We start from the raw sequence: 16,294 nt of genomic DNA, 5'->3' as shown, positions 1-16,294 counted from the left end.
GGCACGCCAAGCGCGTGCTGTCCCCGAACAAGCCGAGCGCTGCAGGCTCAGGCCGCGAGCAGCTGCCGCAGCACGAACGGGAGAATGCCCCCGTGCTTGTAGTAGTCGACCTCGATCGGCGTGTCGATGCGCAGGCGCACCGTCACCTCCTGGTGCGTGCCGTCGGCGCGGTGCACGACGATCTTCACGTCCATCTGCGGCTTGAGCTCGCCGCCGATCACCACGTCGATCCTCTCCTCTCCGGTGAGGCCCAGGCTTTCCCATGAATCGGCGCCGCGGAACTGCAGCGGCAGCACCCCCATGCCGACCAGGTTGGCGCGGTGGATGCGCTCGAAGCTGCGCGCCACCACCGCCTTGATGCCCAGGAGCTGCGTGCCCTTGGCCGCCCAGTCGCGAGAGGAGCCGGTGCCGTATTCCTCGCCGCCGAAGATCACCGTGGGCACGCCCTGTTCGATGTACTTCATCGCCGCGTCGTAGATGAACATCTTCTCGCCGCCGGGCTGGAACAGCGTCACGCCGCCCTCCTCGCGCGAGCCGTCCGGGCCCGCCGGGATCATGAGGTTCTTGATGCGCACGTTGGCGAAGGTGCCGCGCATCATCACGTCGTGGTTGCCGCGGCGCGAGCCGTAGCTGTTGAAGTCGGCCTTGGAGACGCCATGGGCCTTCAGCCAGATGCCGGCCGGCGAGCTTTCCTTGATCGCACCGGCCGGCGAGATGTGGTCGGTGGTGATCGAGTCGCCGAAGAGCGCCATGACGCGCGCGCCGGTGAAACCCGCGTCGGATGCGTGCGGCTCCATCTTGAAGCCCTCGAAGAAGGGCGGCTCGGCGATGTAGGTGGACTCCGGCCAGTCGTAGACCTGGCCGGTGGTGCCCTTGATGCTGCTCCACAGCTTGCCCGGGTTGTCCTGGATCTGCTCGTAGTTCTTGCGAAATGCCTTGGCGTTCATCGCATAGCGCAGGTTTTCGTCGATCTCCTTCGCGCTGGGCCAGATGTCGCCGAGGTAGACGTCCTTGCCCTTCCTGCCCTTGCCCACCGGCTGGGTCATGAGGTCGACCATCACGTTGCCGGCGATTGCATAGGCCACCACCAGCGGCGGCGAAGCCAGGAAGTTGGCCTTGATGTTGGGATGGATGCGGGCCTCGAAGTTGCGGTTGCCCGAAAGCACGGCCGCGCCCACCAGGTTGTTCCTGGTGATCGCCTCGTTGATCTCGGGCGCCAGGTCGCCGGCATTGCCGATGCAGGTCGTGCAGCCGTAGCCTGCGAGGTAGAAGCCGAGCTTTTCGAGGTACTTCAGAAGGTCCGCCTTCTGGAGGTACTCGGTCACGATGCGCGAGCCCGGCGCGAGCGAGGTCTTGATGTGCGGCTTGACGCGCAGCCCGGCCTCCACCGCCTTCTTGGCGAGCAGGCCGGCGGCCAGCAGCACGCTGGGGTTGGAGGTGTTGGTGCAGGAGGTGATGGCGGCGATCAATACATCGCCATTGCCGATGGTCACGGCGTCCGCCGTCGCATGGGCAGCCGTGTCGCCGACATGGGCGGCCTCCGCGGTCGGCTTGTTGTCGGCCATCTCGACCACCGGCATCGGCGCGCCCGGCTTCGGGTCGGGCGGCGGCTGCTCGCCCGACTCGCCGTTGTGCGGCAGCGGATAGCGTTGCTTGAGCTTGTCGGCAGGCTGGTTGAAGCCGTTGGCCTCGATCGGCTTGCTGTAGAGCTCGGCAAACTTGGTCGCCAGGTGGCCGAGATCGATGCGGTCCTGCGGGCGCTTGGGGCCGGCCACGCTGGGCGTGACGGTGCCGAGGTCCAGCTTGACGACCTTCGTGTAGTTGAGCTCCCCCGGCGCCGGCATGCCGAAGAGGCCCTGGGCCTTGTAATAGGCCTCGAAGCGCTCGATCTCCTTGTCGGTGCGGCCGGTGCCCCTGAAATACTCGACGGTCCTCTCGTCGACGGGGAAGAAGCCCATGGTCGCGCCGTACTCGGGCGCCATGTTGCCGATGGTGGCGCGGTCGGGCACGGGGATGGAGGCGGCGCCGGGTCCGAAGAACTCGACGAACTTGCCCACCACCTTCTCGCTGCGCAGGATGTTCGTGACGTAGAGCACCAGGTCGGTGGCGGTGACGCCCTCGCGCAGCTTGCCGCCGAGCTCGAAGCCCACCACGTCGGGCGTGAGCATGTAGACCGGCTGGCCCAGCATCGCGGCCTCGGCCTCGATCCCGCCCACGCCCCAGCCCACCACGCCGATGCCGTTGATCATGGTCGTGTGGCTGTCGGTGCCCACCAGCGAGTCGGGGTAGTAGACGGGGCCGGATTTGTCGTCCTGGGCTTGGCCGTTCGGGCTGGTGTAGACGCCGCGCGCGAAGTACTCGAGGTTCACCTGGTGCACGATGCCGAAGCCGGGCGGCACCACGCCGAAGGTGTCGAAGGCCTGCATGCCCCACTTCATGAACTGGTAGCGCTCGTTGTTGCGCTGGAACTCCAGCTTCATATTCAGGTCGAGCGCCTTCGGCGTGCCGTAGTGGTCCACCATGACCGAATGGTCGACCACCAGGTCCACCGGCACCAGCGGCTCGATGGTCTTGGGCGACTTGCCCAGCTTTTGCGCCACGCTGCGCATCGCGGCCAGGTCGGCCAGCAGAGGCACGCCGGTGAAGTCCTGCAGCACGACGCGCGTCACGACGAAGGGGATCTCGTCGGTGCGCTCGGCATTCGGCTGCCAGTTGGCCAGCTGCTCGACATGCTCGGCCGTGACCTTCTTGCCGTCGCAGTTGCGCAGCACCGACTCCAGCACGATGCGAATCGAGACCGGCAGCTTGTCGACGTTGGGGTATTGCTTCGCGAGTTCCTTGAGGGACCAGTATTTGCCGGCTTTGCCCGATGCGGTCTTGAAGGTCTTCAGCGTGGGGGCAAATGCGTGCGCCGGTTCTCGGGCCATGAGGAACTCCTTGTATTCGTGGAAGCACCTCAAAGATAGCAGGGTTCGATGACATGGTGAGGCCCGGAGGGCGCATCCCTGAGCGCATCCTTCGGTGTTTCAGACTGCTACCGCGCCGAGGTGCTCCGGCCGCGCGGCCGCCGGTCGATGACCTGGGAGGTGATGGTTGCCGCGCGCCGGTTCACTAGGATGGCGGCCATGAGCACCCCTTCCACGCCGCCGCCCACCGCCGCCGATTCCTTCGGCACCCACCTGCGCCACTGGCGCCAGCGCCGCCGGCTGAGCCAGCTCGACCTGGCGCACGAGGCGCAGGTCTCGACCCGCCACCTGAGCTATGTCGAGACCGGCCGCGCCGAGCCCAGCCGGGAGATGGTGCTGCGGCTGGCCGAGCGGCTGGAGGTACCACTGCGCGAGCGCAATACGCTGCTGGTGGCGGCCGGCTACGCGCCGATGTACCGGCAGCGCTCGCTCGACGATCCGGCGATGGCGCCCGCCCGGCAGGCGGTGGAGCTGGTGCTCAAGGGGCACGAGCCCTTCCCTGCCCTGGCGGTGGATCGTCACTGGAACCTGGTGGCGCATAACGCGCTGGTGCCCCTGCTGATGGACGGCGCGGCGCCCGAACTGCTGCAGCCGCCGGTCAACGTGCTTCGGCTCAGCCTGCATCCCGAAGGCGTGGCGCCGCGCATCGCGAACCTGGCGCAGTGGCGCGCCCATCTGCTGGAGCGGCTGCAGCAACAGATCGCGGCCACGGGAGACGCGGCGCTGGCCGCGCTGCACGACGAGCTCGCGGCCTACCCCGCGCCGCAGGTCGGCCACGACACGCCGGCCAACAACAGCGAACTGGCCGGTGTGGCCGTGCCCTTCCAGTACGTGACGCCGCACGGCGTGCTGAGCTTCATCAGCACGACCACCATCTTCGGCACGCCGGTCGATGTCACGCTGCAGGAGCTGGCGGTGGAGTCCTTTTTTCCTGCGGATGCGCAGACCGCAGCTGCGCTGGCGGCCATGCGCGAGGGCCAGGCCCAGGTCGAAAAAGCCCGTTGAACATCAAGAAAAAAGCCCGCCTGGAGGCGGGCTTTTCCTTGTGCGCCTAAAGCGGCGATCAGGCGGGAACCTTGGCCGCGACCTCGGTGTAATCCTCGATCTTGTCGAAGTTCAGGTACTGGTAGATCTGGTCGCTCGCCGCCTCGAGCACGCCGACGCTGGCCATGTACTCCTCCCTGGTCGGAATGCGGCCCAGGCGCGAGCAGATGGCGGCCAGCTCGGCGCTGCCCAGGTACACGTTGGTGTTCTTGCCCAGGCGGTTGGGGAAGTTGCGCGTGCTGGTCGACATCACGGTCGCGCCTTCGCGCACCTGCGCCTGGTTGCCCATGCACAGCGAGCAGCCCGGCATCTCGGTGCGCGCGCCGGCGTTGCCGAACACGCCGTAGTGGCCTTCCTCGGTGAGCTGGTGCGCGTCCATCTTCGTCGGCGGGGCGATCCACAGCTTGACCGGGATGTCGCGCTTGCCTTCGAGCAGCTTGGAAGCGGCACGGAAGTGGCCGATATTGGTCATGCACGAACCGATGAAGACCTCGTCGATCTGGGCGCCGGCCACATCCGACAGCGTCTTCACGTCGTCGGGGTCGTTGGGGCAGGCCACGATGGGCTCGTGGATGTCGGCCAGGTCGATCTCGATCACGGCAGCGTACTCGGCGTCGGCATCGCCCTCGAGCAGTTGCGGGTCCTTCAACCAGGCTTCCTGCGCGGCGATGCGGCGGCCCAGCGTGCGGGCATCGGCATAGCCCTCGGCGATCATCCAGCGCATCAGCGTGATGTTGCTGTTGATGTACTCGGCGATGGGCTCCTTGTTCAGGTGCACCGTGCAGCCGGCGGCCGAGCGCTCGGCCGAGGCGTCGCTCAGTTCGAAGGCCTGTTCCACCTTCAGGTCCGGCAGGCCCTCGATCTCCAGGATGCGGCCCGAGAAGATGTTCTTCTTGCCCTTCTTCTCGACCGTCAACAGGCCCTGCTTGATGGCGTAGAGCGGAATCGCGTTGACCAGGTCGCGCAGGGTCACGCCGGGCTGCATCTTGCCCTTGAAACGCACCAGCACGGATTCGGGCATGTCCAGCGGCATCACGCCCGTTGCGGCCGCGAAGGCGACCAGGCCGGAGCCGGCGGGAAAGCTGATGCCGATGGGGAAGCGGGTGTGGCTGTCGCCGCCGGTCCCGACGGTGTCGGGCGTCAGCAGGCGGTTGAGCCAGCTGTGGATCACGCCGTCGCCGGGGCGCAGCGAGACGCCGCCGCGGGTGGCCATGAAGTCCGGCAGCTCGTGGTGCATCTTGACGTCCACCTTCTTCGGGTAGGCGGCCGTGTGGCAGAAGGACTGCATCACCAGGTCGGCGCTGAAGCCCAGGCAGGCCAGGTCCTTGAGCTCGTCGCGCGTCATCGGGCCGGTGGTGTCCTGGCTGCCGACGGAGGTCATCTTGGGCTCGCAGTAGGTGCCGGGACGCACCCCCTGGCCTTCCGGCAGGCCGCAGGCACGGCCGACCATCTTCTGGGCCAGCGAAAAGCCCTTCTTGGTGTCGACCGGGCTCACCGGCAGACGGAACAGCGTCGAAGCCGGCAGGCCCAGGGCTTCGCGCGCCTTGGCCGTCAAGCCGCGGCCGATGATCAGCGGAATGCGGCCGCCGGCACGCACCTCGTCGAACAGCACCTCGCTCTTGACCTTGAACTCGGCGATGACCTTGCCGTCCTTCAGCGCCTTGCCCTCGTAGGGGCGCAGCTCGATCACGTCGCCCATCTCCATCTGGCTCACGTCGAGCTCGATGGGCAGCGCACCGGCGTCTTCCATCGTGTTGTAGAAGATCGGCGCGATCTTGGTGCCCAGGCAGACGCCGCCGAAGCGCTTGTTGGGGATGAAGGGAATGTCCTGGCCGGTGAACCAGAGCACCGAATTGGTGGCGCTCTTGCGCGACGAACCGGTGCCGACCACGTCGCCCACGTAGGCGACCAGGTGGCCCTTCTCCTTCAGCGACTCGATGAACTTGACCGGGCCGCGCTTGCCGTCCTCTTCGGGCGTGATGCCGGGGCGGGCGTTCTTCAGCATCGCCAGCGCATGCATCGGGATGTCGGGCCGCGTGGTGGCGTCGGGCGCGGGCGAGAGGTCGTCGGTGTTGGTCTCGCCGCTCACCTTGAACACCGTGATGGTGAGGCTCTGCGGCACTTCGGGCCGGCTGGTGAACCACTCGGCATCGGCCCAGCTCTGCAGCACGGCCCGGGCGTTGGCATTGCCCTGGTCCGCCTTTTCCTTGACGTCGTGAAACTGGTCGAACATCAGCAGCGTCTTCTTCAGCCCCTCGGCTGCGACGCCGCCCACTTCGGCGTCGTCCAGCAGGTCGATCAACGGGCTGATGTTGTAGCCGCCGAGCATGGTGCCCAGCAGCTCGGTGGCGTGGGCGCGCGAGAGAAGCAGGCTCTTTTCGGTGCCATGCGCCACCGCCGCCAGGTAGCTCGCCTTGACCTTGGCCGCATCGTCCACGCCGGCCGGGACGCGGTGCGTGAGCAGGTTCAGCAGGAACTCGCCGTCCTTGGCGGTGGCGGTCTTCATCAGTTCGATGACTTCGCTGGTCTGCTTGGCCGACAAGGGCAGCGGCGGGATGCCAAGCGCGGCGCGCTCGGCGACATGGTCAACGTAGGCTTGCAACATTTTTCTCTTCTCCGAGATCGGGAACCGTGGCGGCCAAGCAAAAGGCGGGCCGCCTGCGCCTTGAATTACTTCTTGGGAGCGTCCGCGCCGTCGAACAGGCTCTTGGGCGGGTTCTTCTTCATGTCTTCCGCCACCGTCGCCTGCTCGTTGGCCTGGCATTCATCGGCCAGGCGCAGGCCCTGCTTCTGGCTCATCAGCATGGACTTGTTGCCCAGCTGCAGCCACATGGCCTCGGCCTTCGGGTCCTCCAGGCGGATCGCGCCGGTGCGGCTGTTGACGGGGTGCATGAAGTACTTGGTGCTGCCGTGCGTCAGGACGAAGAAGCCGGTCTTCTTCTGGCTGGGCTCGATCGCCACGCTGGCGCCGAGCTCGCACTTGATGGTGCCGGTGAGCACGCGCTTGGAGACCTCCAGGTCTTCGGGCGAGAGGACGACGTCGGAATCTTCGCTGATGGGCTTGGCTTCCTCGATCTTCTTGATGACGCGCTTGGGCACGACCTTCTGCGTCGCCTTCTTGGCGGTGTTCGCGGCGCGCTCCTTGAGCGGCGGCTTGGCCGCGGAATCCTGGGCCAGGGCCGACAGCGGCAGAGCGAGCGCGACAGCGGCGATCAGGGCAATTTTCTTCATGGGTGTCTGTTCCTTCGAGGAGGTGTGTGTGGTTTCAGGAGGACGCCGCCGCAAACCATGCTTGGGCCTCCGGCGGCAGCGCACGGCCGGTGGCGTGCGCCCGCGAAAGCACCTGCCAGAAATGACGATAGCTTGCGCGGTCGTGCAATGTGCCATCAAAACTGACGGGCGCCCAATTGGCGGCAACCGCCGACGCTATGATTTTTGTAGCCATTTGAATCTGCCGTTCGTCGGGCGCAAAGGCCTCGAGGATGGGGCGGATCTGGTTGGGGTGGATGCTCCACATGCGCGTGTAGCCGAATTCGCCGGCCGCCTTCTTCGCGGCGGCGCGCATCGCATCGGCGTCGTTGAACTCGGTGACCACGCAGTGCGAAGGCACCTTCCCGTGCGCGTGCGCGGCCGAGGCGATCTCGAGCTTGGCGCGCACCACCAACGGATGGGTGAACTGGCCCGCGGCGCCCATGCCCTCGGCGGGGATCGCCCCGCCATGGGCCGAGACGAAGTCCATCAGGCCGAAGCTGAGCGACTGCACCCGCGGATGGGCGGCGATCTCGAAGGCGTTGTGCACGGCGAAGGGCGACTCGATCAGCACATGCAGCGGCAGGGCCTCGGCGCCTGCGGCATTGAGCGCATCGACTGCTTCGCGCACATCCTCGGCGGACTCGACCTTGGGCACCATCAGGTGGCTCAGGCGATGGCCGGCACGCCCCGCGATGGTGACCACGTCGCCGGCGAAGGCCGGATGGTCGACCGGATGCACCCGCACGCCCACGCGCATGCCGGGTGCGGCGGCCAAGGCGAGCTCGGTGACAAGTGCCGCGTGCTCGGCCTCGCCCCCCACCGGAGCGCCGTCCTCGCAATCGAGGGTGACGTCGAACACGCAGGCGCCGAACTCCTGGGCCATCTCGGCCTGCAGCGCGAGGCTCTTGCGCATGCGGGCCTCGACGCCGCTGTAGTGGTCGCAGACCGGCAGCACCACGGCCCCGGCTTGCGCGCCGAGCAGGACTTCCTGAGGATGGACGACGGATTCGCTCATGGCTTGCGCTGCGCGACGATGAACATGCGCGGGAAGGCCAGCAGCCGCTTGCCGTCCGTGCGGGCGGGGTAGGCGCGATCGACGCGCCTTTCGTACTCGGCCAGGTAGCTCGCCTGCAAGTCGGGCGTCAGCCGGTCGACGAAGGGTTTGAGCCCGGTGCCGCGCACCCATTCGACGATGGCGGCGGACGAAGCCATGGGATGCTGGTAGGCGGTGCGCCAGACGTCGACCTGTGCCGCTTCGGCGGCCAGCAGGTCGTAGTAGCCGGCCAGCGGCAGCAGCATCGTGCGCAGCCGGTCGGCATCGCCGATGGGCTCGGCCCACGGCGCCTCGGCCGCGACTTCACGCATCAGCCGGTGCGTGGGCTCCTCGCGGTTGTCGGGCATCTGGACGGCGAGCACCCCGCCAGGCGCCAGGGCGGCGAACAGGCGCGGAATCAGCGTCTCGTGATCGGGCACCCATTGCAGCGAGGCATTGGCGTAGATGAGATCGGGCGGCGACGCGGGCTGCCAGCTCGCGATGTCGCTGAGTTCGAAGTGCGCGGCCGGCAGGCGCTCGCGCGCGCTCCTGAGCATCGCTTCGGAGTTGTCGGTGCCGATCACCTCGGCACCGGGGAATCGCTGCATCAGCAGCTCGGTGGAATTGCCGGGCCCGCAGCCCAGGTCGATCGCGCGGGCCGCCGCGGACAGCGGAACCCGCGCCAGCAGTTCCTGCGCGGGGCGGGTGCGCTCGTCCTCGTAGCGGCGGTAGAGCGCAGGGTTCCAGTCGAGCATGCCGGTGACTGACGGTGAACTTAGAGCAGGTGGGCGACGCCGGCCTGTTCGTCCTGCAGTTCCTTCAGGGTCTTGTCGATGCGTTCCTGGCTGAACTTGTCGATCTCCAGGCCTTCGACCAGCTTGTATTCGCCGTTCTCGGTGGTGACCGGGAAGCCGAAGATCACGTCCTTCGGAATGCCGTACTGGCCATCCGACGGGATGCCCATCGTGACCCACTTGCCGTTCGAACCCAGGGCCCAGTCGCGCATGTGATCGATGGCGGCGTTGGCGGCCGATGCGGCCGACGAGAGGCCGCGCGCCTCGATGATGGCGGCGCCGCGCTTGCCCACGGTGGGCAGGAAGACGTCGGCATTCCACACCTGGTCGTTGATGAGGTCCTTGACGCTCTTGCCGCCCACGGTGGCGAAGCGGTAGTCGGCGTACATCGTGGGCGAGTGGTTGCCCCACACGGTGAGCTTCTCGATATCGCCCACGGCGGTGCCGGTCTTGGCGGCGATCTGGCTGGCGGCGCGGTTGTGGTCCAGGCGCAGCATGGCGGTGAAGTTCTTGCGCGGCAGGCTGGGCGCGCTCTTCATGGCGATGTAGGCGTTGGTGTTTGCCGGATTGCCGACCACCAGCACCTTGACGTTGCGGCTGGCGACCTGGTCGAGGGCCTTGCCCTGGGCGGTGAAGATCTGGGCGTTGGCGGCCAGCAGATCGGCGCGCTCCATGCCCGGGCCGCGTGGGCGGGCGCCGACGAGCAGCGCATAGTCGGCATCCTTGAAGGCGACCAGCGGATCGCCGGTGGGGATCACGCCGGCCAGCAGCGGAAAGGCGCAGTCCTCGAGCTCCATGATCACGCCCTTGAGCGCCTTCTGCGCTTTCTCGTCCGGGATCTCGAGCAGTTGCAGGATGACCGGCTGGTCCTTGCCGAGCATCTCGCCGGAGGCGATACGGAACAGCAGGGCGTAACCGATTTGGCCGGCGGCGCCGGTGACGGCAACGCGAACAGGCTTTTTGCTCATGGGAAAACTCCAGGAAAGGTGAAAACGGTGCGCGGTCGCGGTTGCGGCCGCGGAGGTAGGGCCGGGCGATGCGCCCGGTCGCATAGGCCGGCTCGGATTTTATGCCGATTTGCACTTTCGATGGCGCCAGTCTTGTGTCTTATATAAGATGTCGGCCGGAACGCGCCGCGATTGCGCGCTCAGCCCTGCCATGACCACCACCATCACCGCTCTTGCCGAGCCGGCGACGCCCTCGTTCAGCCCGCTCTACCAGCAGATCAAGTCCTTGATCCTGCAGAGTCTGCACGCGGGCGAATGGAAGCCGGGCGAGCCGATCCCGAGCGAGTTCGAGCTGGCCGCGCGCTTTCGCGTGAGCCAGGGCACGGTCCGCAAGGCGATCGACGAGCTGGCGGCCGAGAACCTGGTGGTGCGCCGCCAGGGCAAGGGCACCTTCGTCGCCACCCATGCCGAGCAGCACGTGCAGTACCGCTTCCTGAAGCTGGTGCCCGACAGCGGCGACGCCGACAGCGAGGGGCCGGCCGAGCGCGAGATCGTCGACTGCAAGCGGCTGCGCGCCAGCGCCGACATCGCGCGCCTGCTCGCGCTGCGCACCGGCGACGCGGTGCTGCAGGTGCGGCGCGTGCTCGCCTATCGCGGCACGCCCACCATCCTGGAAGACCTCTGGCTGCCCGGCACGCCCTTCAAGGGATTGACGGCCGAGCGCCTGAACGCCTGGCACGGCCCGATGTACGCCATGTTCGAGACCGAGTTCGGCGTGCGCATGGTGCGCGCCGAAGAGAAGATCCGCGCCGTGCTGCCCGACGAAGCGCAGGCGGCACTTCTGGCGGTGACGACCGCCACCCCTTTGCTGAGCGTGGAGCGCGTCGCTCACACCTACCACGACACCCCGATGGAGCTGCGCCGCGGCCTCTACCGCACCGACACACACCACTACCGCAATGAACTCGGCTGAGCGCGCCCGCGCCGCAGCCCCATCGCGGCCCCATCACGGCCGCATCTCGATAGCATCCGAGCGCAAGGCTGCGTTGACATTTCGGCGTCAGCGGCCCGATGGTGCGTTGCAATAGAATTTTGAGTTGTTTGCATTTCCGCCAAAGAGCAAGCCGCCCCTCTAATAATTCTGAAAGTCCCCATGACAGAGCTGGCCACACCACCCCGACCACAGCGGCGCGAGTTCCGCAACATCAATGCCTTCACCGATCTGACCACCTACCGGCTTCCACCGGCCGGCCTCGTGTCGATCCTGCACCGGGTGAGCGGCGCGCTGATGTTCCTGCTGATGCCCTTCGTGATCTGGATGTTCGACACTTCCGTGTCCTCCGAGTACTCCTATGCCCGCTTCAAGGCCGCCTTCAACAGCGGCCTTGGTTTCGTTCCGGGCTGGTTCCTCAAGCTGGTGGCGCTGGCGCTGATCTGGGCCTACCTGCACCACTTCATCGCCGGCCTGCGCCATCTCTGGATGGACGTGAGCCACGCCGCGGTGAGCAAGGAATTCGGCCACAGCTCGGCCATCGCCACGCTGGCCCTCAGCATCCTGCTGACGCTCGTGCTCGGCGCAAAGCTTTTTGGTCTGTACTGAGAGGGAGCACGAGATGTCTGTGAACTACGGCTCCAAGCGCATCGTCGTCGGCGCGCACTACGGTCTGCGCGACTGGCTCAGCCAGCGCATCACCGGCGCCCTGATGGCGCTCTTCACCGTCGTCCTGCTGGCGCAGCTGCTCTTCACGCGCGGGCCGGTCGGCTATGACGTGTGGGCCGGCATCTTCGCCTCGCAGTGGATGAAGGTACTCACCTTCGTGGTGATCGCCTCGCTGCTCTATCACGTGTGGGTCGGCATGCGCGACATCTGGATGGACTACGTCCAGCCGGTCGGCATCCGTCTCGTCTTGCAGGTTTTCACGATCGTCTGGCTTGTGGCGTGCGCGGGTTGGGCCATTCAAGTGCTCTGGAGAATTTGAAGAATATGAATCCCCACGCTCATCACTCCGTGTATTCGCTGCCCACTGACGGGGCGCAGGTCTCCCTTGAGGCGACTCGGCAGGAGACCTGAATGTCCTATACCAAAGAACAAATCACCAAGCGCAAGTTCGACGTCGTCATCGTCGGCGCCGGCGGCTCCGGCATGCGCGCTTCGCTGCAACTGGCGCGTGCGGGCCTCAACGTGGCCGTGCTGTCGAAGGTCTTCCCCACCCGCTCGCACACCGTCGCCGCGCAGGGCGGCGTGGGCGCCTCGCTCGGCAACATGAGCGAGGACAACTGGCACTACCACTTCTACGACACGATCAAGGGCTCCGACTGGCTCGGCGACCAGGACGCGATCGAGTTCATGTGCCGCGAGGCCCCGAAGGTGGTCTACGAGCTCGAGCACTTCGGCATGCCTTTCGACCGCAACCCGGACGGCACCATCTACCAGCGGCCGTTCGGCGGCCACACGGCCAACTACGGCGAGAAGCCGGTGCAGCGTGCCTGCGCGGCGGCCGACCGCACCGGTCACGCGATGCTGCACACGCTCTACCAAAAGAACGTGGAAGCACGCACGCAGTTCTTCGTCGAGTGGATGGCGCTCGACCTGATCCGCGACGCCGATGGCGACGTGGTCGGCGTGACGGCGCTCGAGATGGAAACCGGCGACCTGCACATCCTGCAGGCCAAGACCGTGCTGCTGGCGACCGGCGGCGCGGGCCGCATCTTCGGCGCATCGACCAATGCCTTCATCAACACCGGCGACGGCCTGGGCATGGCGGCACGCTCGGGCATTCCGCTGCAGGACATGGAGTTCTGGCAGTTCCACCCGACCGGCGTGGCCGGTGCAGGCGTGCTGCTGACCGAAGGCTGCCGCGGCGAAGGCGCAATCCTGATCAACAGCAACGGCGAGCGCTTCATGGAGCGCTACGCACCGACGCTGAAGGACCTTGCGCCGCGCGACTTCGTCTCGCGCTCGATGGACCAGGAGATCAAGGAAGGCCGCGGCTGCGGCCCGAACAAGGACTACGTGCTGCTCAAGATGGACCATCTGGGCGCAGAAACCATCCACAAGCGCCTGCCTTCGGTGTACGAGATCGGCGTCAATTTCGCCAACGTCGACATCACCAAGGAGCCGATTCCGGTGGTGCCCACCATCCACTATCAGATGGGCGGCATTCCGACCAACATCCACGGTCAGGTCGTGGTGCAGAAGGGCGAGGACAACAGCGCCGTCATCAACGGCCTCTATGCGGTGGGCGAATGCTCCTGCGTGAGCGTGCATGGCGCGAATCGCCTGGGCACCAACTCGCTGCTCGACCTGCTGGTGTTCGGCCGCGCGGCGGGCAACCACATCGTCGAGTTCAACGACAAGAACCGCGAGCACAAGCCGCTGCCGGCCGACGCTGCCGACCGCACGCTCGAGCGCCTGAACCAGCTCGAAGCCTCGACCTCCGGCGAGTACGCGCAGGACGTGGCGGGCGAGATCCGCTCGACGATGCAGAAGCACGCCGCCGTCTTCCGCACCCAGGCCTCGATGGACGAGGGCGTGGTCAAGATTGCCGCGGTGCGCGAGCGCGTCGCCAACGTCACGCTCAAGGACAAGTCGCGCGTCTTCAACACCGCGCGCATCGAGGCGCTGGAGGTCGACAACCTGATCGAGGTGGCGCAGGCCACGATGGTCTCGGCCGCCGCGCGCAAGGAATGCCGCGGCGCCCACACGGTCGAGGACTACGAGCGCCCGTCCGATGACCCGGTCGCGCCGCTGGGCCGCGACGACGCGAACTGGATGAAGCACACGCTGTGGTACAGCGAGGGCAACCGCCTGTCGTACAAGCCCGTCAAGCTCAAGCCGCTGACGGTCGATTCGGTCCCGCCCAAGGTCCGTACGTTCTAAGAACACACCACAAGGTTTTCACGATGAAGCGCACATTCCAGATCTACCGTTACGACCCGGACAAGGACGCCAAGCCCTACATGCAAACGGTGGAGGTCGAGCTCGACGGCCACGAGCGCATGCTGCTCGACGCCCTGATGAAGCTCAAGGCGCAGGACCCGTCGCTGTCCTTCCGCCGCTCCTGCCGCGAAGGCGTCTGCGGCTCGGACGCGATGAACATCAACGGCAAGAACGGCCTGGCCTGCCTGACCAACATGAACACGCTCAAGGGCACGGTGGTGTTGAAGCCCCTGCCCGGCCTGCCGGTCATCCGCGACCTGATCGTGGACATGACGCAGTTCTTCAAGCAGTACAACTCGATCAAGCCCTACCTCCAGAACGACACGGTGCCGCCGGAGAAGGAGCGCCTGCAGTCGCCCGAAGAGCGCGACGAGCTCAACGGCCTGTACGAGTGCATTCTGTGCGCGAGCTGCTCGACCAGCTGCCCGAGTTTCTGGTGGAACCCCGACAAGTTCGTCGGCCCGGCCGGCCTGCTGCAGGCCTACCGCTTCATTGCCGACAGCCGCGACGAAGCCACGGCCGAGCGCCTGGACAACCTCGAAGACCCGTACCGCCTGTTCCGCTGCCACACCATCATGAACTGCGTGGACGTGTGCCCGAAGAGCCTGAACCCGACCAAGGCCATCGGCAAGATCAAGGAATTGATGGTGCGCCGCGCCATCTAGTCAACGGGTGACCCGATGCAATCCGCCGCCGACCCGAGCCAGCCGATCAGCGAACGCGCGCTGAGCAAGCTCAAGTGGCGCTGCCGGCGCGGCTTGCTCGAAAACGACCTGTTCATCGCCCGGTTCTTCGAGCGGCATGAGCAAGGTCTGACCTGCGGACAGGCGCAGGCATTGGAGACATTGATGGACCTGTCGGACAACGATCTGCTCGACCTCTTGCTTCGAAGGAAGGAGCCCGAGCCCGACTGGGCCGGCGCCGAAGTGATTGAGCTGTTGCAGCTGATGCGCACCGAGGGCGCGCAATCCCTCTCTTCCTGATTTATTTTTTGAAAGACCTCGCAATGAAAGCATCCGACACCAAAGCCACCCTGTCGTTCAGCAACGGCGGACAGAACGTCGAGCTGCCGATCTACAAGGGCACCATGGGCCCGGACGTGATCGACATCCGCAAGCTCTATGCGCAGACCGGCATGTTCACCTACGACCCGGGCTTCATGTCGACCGCCTCATGCGAGTCGGCCATCACCTACATCGACGGCGACAAGGGTGAGCTGCTTTACCGCGGCTACCCGATCGAGCAGCTCGCGACCAACTGCGACTTCCTCGAGACCTGCCACCTGCTGCTGTACGGCGAGCTGCCGAACGAAGGCGAAAAGGCCGGCTTCACCAAGCTCGTGAGCAACCACACCATGGTCAACGAGCAGATGCAGTTCTTCCTGCGGGGCTTCCGCCGCGACGCGCATCCGATGGCCATCATGACGGGTCTGGTCGGTGCGCTGTCGGCCTTCTATCACGACAGCACGGACATCACGAATCCGAAGCACCGCGAAATCGCGGCGATTCGCCTGATCGCGAAAATGCCGACGCTGGTGGCCATGGCTTACAAGTACACCATCGGCCAGCCGTACATGTACCCGAAGAACAATCTGAGCTATGCGGGCAATTTCCTGCACATGATGTTCGCGACGCCGTGCGAGGAGTACAAGGTCAGCCCGGTGCTGGAGCGCGCGCTCGACCGAATCTTCATCCTGCACGCCGACCACGAGCAGAACGCCTCGACCTCGACCGTGCGCCTGTGCGGCTCCTCGGGCACCAACCCCTTCGCGGCGATTGCGGCCGGCGTGGCCTGCCTCTGGGGCCCGGCCCACGGCGGCGCCAACGAGGCGGCGCTCAACATGCTCTACGACATCCAGAAGGCCGGTGGCGTCGACAAGATCGGCGAGTTCATCAAGCAGGTCAAGGACAAGAACTCCAACGTCAAGCTGATGGGCTTCGGGCACCGCGTCTACAAAAACTACGACCCGCGCGCCAAGCTGATGCAGGAAACCTGCCGCGAGGTGCTGGGCGAGCTGGGGCTGGAGAGCGATCCACTGTTCAAGCTGGCCATGGCGCTCGAGAAGATCGCCCTCGAGGACGAGTACTTCGTCTCGCGCAAGCTCTACCCGAACGTGGACTTCTACTCGGGCATCGTGCAGCGCGCGATCGGCATTCCGGTGCCGCTGTTCACCGCCATCTTCGCGCTGGCGCGGACGGTGGGCTGGATCGCGCAGCTCAACGAGATGATCGGCGACCCGGAGTACAAGATCGGCCGCCCGCGCCAGCTCTTCGAGGGCTCGCCCAAGCGCGACGTGCAACCCATCGCCAAGCGCTGAT

Annotated in this window: 14 protein-coding genes; 8 read left to right on the top strand and 6 right to left on the bottom strand. The window is 66.2% G+C overall.

Annotated features, from left to right (window positions below; translation table 11 throughout):
• Window positions 1-47: 47 nt before the first annotated feature.
• On the bottom strand, window positions 48-2,927 hold the full coding sequence (locus tag AC3A6Y_RS30350) for an aconitate hydratase (RefSeq protein WP_487871931.1): 2,880 nt from the start codon (window positions 2,925-2,927) through the stop codon (window positions 48-50).
• A gap of 189 nt (window positions 2,928-3,116) precedes the next feature.
• Here AC3A6Y_RS30350 and AC3A6Y_RS30345 point away from each other — a divergent pair, with 189 nt between their 5' ends.
• The gene (locus AC3A6Y_RS30345; RefSeq protein ID WP_487871930.1) at window positions 3,117-3,971 is read left to right on the top strand and encodes a helix-turn-helix domain-containing protein; all 855 of its coding nucleotides are present in this window, start codon (window positions 3,117-3,119) and stop codon (window positions 3,969-3,971) included.
• A gap of 58 nt (window positions 3,972-4,029) precedes the next feature.
• On the opposite strand, the gene acnB is transcribed toward AC3A6Y_RS30345, so the two are convergent.
• The 5 genes from acnB to AC3A6Y_RS30320 form a co-directional block, all read right to left on the bottom strand.
• Window positions 4,030-6,615 (bottom strand): bifunctional aconitate hydratase 2/2-methylisocitrate dehydratase, encoded by a 2,586-nt coding sequence (gene acnB, locus AC3A6Y_RS30340; RefSeq protein ID WP_487871929.1) that lies wholly within the window; start codon window positions 6,613-6,615, stop codon window positions 4,030-4,032.
• Between the two features lie 65 nt (window positions 6,616-6,680).
• The gene (locus AC3A6Y_RS30335) at window positions 6,681-7,241 is read right to left on the bottom strand and encodes a hypothetical protein (RefSeq protein WP_487871928.1); all 561 of its coding nucleotides are present in this window, start codon (window positions 7,239-7,241) and stop codon (window positions 6,681-6,683) included.
• Between the two features lie 34 nt (window positions 7,242-7,275).
• Window positions 7,276-8,277 (bottom strand): HpcH/HpaI aldolase/citrate lyase family protein, encoded by a 1,002-nt coding sequence (locus AC3A6Y_RS30330; protein WP_487871927.1) that lies wholly within the window; start codon window positions 8,275-8,277, stop codon window positions 7,276-7,278.
• Window positions 8,274-9,050 carry a trans-aconitate 2-methyltransferase gene (gene tam, locus AC3A6Y_RS30325; RefSeq protein ID WP_487871926.1) on the bottom strand — a complete coding sequence of 259 codons (777 nt, stop codon included), beginning with the start codon at window positions 9,048-9,050 and terminating at the stop codon, window positions 8,274-8,276. The genes AC3A6Y_RS30330 and tam overlap by 4 nt, the downstream gene beginning before the upstream one ends.
• A gap of 20 nt (window positions 9,051-9,070) precedes the next feature.
• Window positions 9,071-10,057 (bottom strand): malate dehydrogenase, encoded by a 987-nt coding sequence (locus AC3A6Y_RS30320; RefSeq protein WP_487871925.1) that lies wholly within the window; start codon window positions 10,055-10,057, stop codon window positions 9,071-9,073.
• A gap of 190 nt (window positions 10,058-10,247) precedes the next feature.
• On the opposite strand from AC3A6Y_RS30320, the gene AC3A6Y_RS30315 reads away from it, so the two are divergent.
• The 7 genes from AC3A6Y_RS30315 to gltA all read left to right on the top strand — a co-directional run bounded on the left by AC3A6Y_RS30315 (window position 10,248) and on the right by gltA (window position 16,293).
• Window positions 10,248-11,009 carry a GntR family transcriptional regulator gene (locus AC3A6Y_RS30315; protein WP_487871924.1) on the top strand — a complete coding sequence of 254 codons (762 nt, stop codon included), beginning with the start codon at window positions 10,248-10,250 and terminating at the stop codon, window positions 11,007-11,009.
• 180 nt (window positions 11,010-11,189) lie between these two features.
• On the top strand, window positions 11,190-11,636 hold the full coding sequence (sdhC, locus tag AC3A6Y_RS30310) for a succinate dehydrogenase, cytochrome b556 subunit (protein WP_487871923.1): 447 nt from the start codon (window positions 11,190-11,192) through the stop codon (window positions 11,634-11,636).
• 13 nt (window positions 11,637-11,649) lie between these two features.
• Window positions 11,650-12,015, top strand: a complete 366-nt coding sequence (gene sdhD, locus AC3A6Y_RS30305) for a succinate dehydrogenase, hydrophobic membrane anchor protein (protein WP_487871922.1) — start codon at window positions 11,650-11,652, stop codon at window positions 12,013-12,015.
• 92 nt (window positions 12,016-12,107) lie between these two features.
• The gene (sdhA, locus tag AC3A6Y_RS30300) at window positions 12,108-13,916 is read left to right on the top strand and encodes a succinate dehydrogenase flavoprotein subunit (RefSeq protein ID WP_487871921.1); all 1,809 of its coding nucleotides are present in this window, start codon (window positions 12,108-12,110) and stop codon (window positions 13,914-13,916) included.
• 23 nt (window positions 13,917-13,939) lie between these two features.
• Window positions 13,940-14,641: a succinate dehydrogenase iron-sulfur subunit gene (locus tag AC3A6Y_RS30295; RefSeq protein WP_106555149.1), complete on the top strand. Its 702-nt coding sequence runs from the start codon at window positions 13,940-13,942 to the stop codon at window positions 14,639-14,641.
• Window positions 14,642-14,656: 15 nt separating this feature from the next.
• The gene (locus tag AC3A6Y_RS30290; protein WP_487871920.1) at window positions 14,657-14,959 is read left to right on the top strand and encodes an FAD assembly factor SdhE; all 303 of its coding nucleotides are present in this window, start codon (window positions 14,657-14,659) and stop codon (window positions 14,957-14,959) included.
• Between the two features lie 23 nt (window positions 14,960-14,982).
• Window positions 14,983-16,293 carry a citrate synthase gene (gene gltA / locus AC3A6Y_RS30285; RefSeq protein WP_487871919.1) on the top strand — a complete coding sequence of 437 codons (1,311 nt, stop codon included), beginning with the start codon at window positions 14,983-14,985 and terminating at the stop codon, window positions 16,291-16,293.
• The last annotated feature ends 1 nt before the right edge of the window (window position 16,294 follow it).

The organism is Variovorax sp. Soil_C_17 (genome assembly GCF_057657265.1).
Note: the sequence above shows the minus strand (reverse complement) of the source record. Positions and strands in the feature narration are given on the sequence as shown.